General features: G+C 41.9%; 2 protein-coding genes and 2 pseudogenes. All 4 read right to left on the reverse strand.

Features of this window, described 5'->3' with window-relative positions; genetic code table 11:
- Positions 1-373 (reverse strand): annotated as a pseudogene (locus tag AB6D93_RS23815) (type IV conjugative transfer system coupling protein TraD); the annotation flags it as partial.
- 197 nt (positions 374-570) lie between these two features.
- A complete protein-coding gene (locus AB6D93_RS23820) occupies positions 571-1,281 on the reverse strand; it encodes a hypothetical protein (protein ID WP_133154279.1) in 711 nt (236 codons plus the stop codon).
- Between the two features lie 54 nt (positions 1,282-1,335).
- Entirely contained in the window at positions 1,336-1,710 is a 375-nt protein-coding gene (locus AB6D93_RS23825; RefSeq protein WP_102332419.1) for a Rap1a/Tai family immunity protein, read from the reverse strand.
- 89 nt (positions 1,711-1,799) lie between these two features.
- A pseudogene (locus tag AB6D93_RS23830) lies at positions 1,800-2,352 on the reverse strand (conjugal transfer protein TraG); the annotation flags it as partial.

Genomic DNA, 2,352 nt, shown 5'->3' on the forward strand with positions numbered 1-2,352 from the left:
TGTTAATCAGGACGAAAAACAGGGTTGATGTAATGAGATAAACCAGCATTCCAATAAATAACGCTTGCAAAAACTCTTGGTGACTCTGTGCAAGTGTTGGGTTATGGATTTGCTGTCCAAGGGTACTGCTGTAACGCTGTCCCTCCCACTCGACCACGACGTTACGGTTTTCGCTAAAGCCGAGTTTGTTAAACAGCCAAAAAAGCGTGTAGTAGTACGTACCGGTTAATGTGTTGGCTGAGGTAATGATGTAGGTAGTGACAAGTCCGAGTAAGCCCGCAACAACATTGACGTACTTGATTGTGGTCACGTTCACTTGCCACCACATACGAATGTTATGGAAAGTGATTTGACCGCCACGAGTGGTAGACATAGAGATATTCCTTATGGATAGGCATAGAAAAAGCGCCCACTGAAAGAGTGGGCGCTTTTGTTTAAAATGATGAAAAAGATAAGAGCGAATCGGAATTTAATCGCTGGAAAGATACTATTTATCTTTTGTCGAATCTGGTTAATGCTCGTCGCTTAATGGAATCAGTTGCGCAAGCTGAGTAATGGCAATTAATTTGCCTAACTGTATACACTGAAAGAGCCACTATCGAATGAGTGGGTATTTAGGTTACAGCCGTTCGGATTGCCATTAGTATCAATACCACCAAAAGACAATAAACCAGTGGCAGGATTTACTTCTTGGGTATTTAGCGAATCAAAGTAATCATGTGAATGAATATTAGAGTGAGTTGTGTCGTCAGTGTAAGATGTATCGTCAAATGTTGCTATATTGGTGCCTTGCTCGTTAAAAAGGCTTTGAGAGGAAGAGTGATAGCTATTAATGGACGGGTTAAAATAATGATGACTTAAAACACAGCTTGATCTATGTTTATATTCTTCGACCTCATCGAGATAGGTTAATCTATGGATGGATTTGTCAATATATTTGCCTTTACAATCTACGACAGAAAAGAAAAGGCAAAGATAACTCATAAATAAGAATCCAACTTGTTCAATTGATTGAGTAAGAGGTTGTTCGGATGACAACAGTAAATAAGTAGAAATAAAAGATAATATAAAAGCAGTCATAGTGCTTGTTGCTTTGAGTTTGTGAGCACTTAAAATTGCAAAGCTTACGATAAGAAATAATAGGATAAAGACGATAGCTAAAGGGTCTGCTTTGTAAGTGAAAACTTTCATGTTGCCGCTTATAGATAGAGCTTTAAATGAAAGGCACCACCACCAAAATAAAATTATACTCAATGCTACTTTTAAGAGGGGAATTCTCATCTGGTTGAACCTCTTGTGTCCGTGTCCTTGTTTGGCCTAATGAAAAGCGTTTGCTTATCGCATCTGTTTTTGCACCGGGCATGGGTATGCTCTCATGAGCGCAGTAGTAACAGCATGTATCCTACTTGTCTCTTTGAACTCTGGATTTTTTTTAATAAAATCAATATAAGTTTGTACTCTTTCAGTTTGGCTTACACTGTCAGGAATACAAAATAAAGCTGCGTTTCCTTGGGCTTGAGAAAATCCATGGCTTTCAATAAACCCCATTAAATACCCATTACATCCGCCCTCTAGTCGTGCGTTATGTGGTTTAGAAAGGGGGCCGGCTTGACACCATATTGCTAATTGACCTCCGGTGGTTTGATTGCTTGCTAAGGCAGAATATGAACACAACGTGGCCAACCCTAATACGATCCATTTTTTCATCATTTACCCTCCATTATTGACCTGTATATATTACCAGTAATCGTGCGAAAAATCATCGCTTTTGGTGTAGGATTTACCGCATTTTTGCCTAGTTAAGTTCGCGTTTGTTTGTCGGTCTCTTGCAGTGAAGCGGGCGCGTCCACATGAGCGCTGGTACGCTCAAATTGATCGCGCGTATCATCGACAATTTGTGTGTGCGCTTCAGGGGTGTAGTATGTCTCCGTGCCGCCCCGTTTCTCATGTTGGTTTAAAATGACCTCACTAGTCTGACCAAGTGCTTTCCCCTTGTATTGCTCGCCGACCATCTCCTGCCACTCGGCTTGAGTTGGCTCAGCATTAAAGTGATTGTCGTGCGCCTCTTTTGACGGCACGCTGGCCAACACGAAGTCTTTGAAAGCGTCGGTTTGTTTAAATTCTTCCCACTCATCAGCCCGATTTTTTCTAGCTTCGCTGTTATTGCCGGTAAGAATTTGTTGCGCTTTTCCTTTTTGGTTCTCGTATTGACCTTCAACATACTCCTGAAACGGCACTTCCAGTTTCTCAGTCAGGCTGGCCATTTCGCGCTGCTCTAGGCTGTTGGCTCGGCTCAGCGTGTCTACCTCTTGCTGCGATTTGGTGGTCGTATTCATCAGTTGCTGCGTCTCA

Source organism: Vibrio sp. 10N.247.310.23, assembly GCF_041467155.1.
Classification (GTDB): Bacteria; Pseudomonadota; Gammaproteobacteria; order Enterobacterales; family Vibrionaceae; genus Vibrio; species Vibrio crassostreae_C.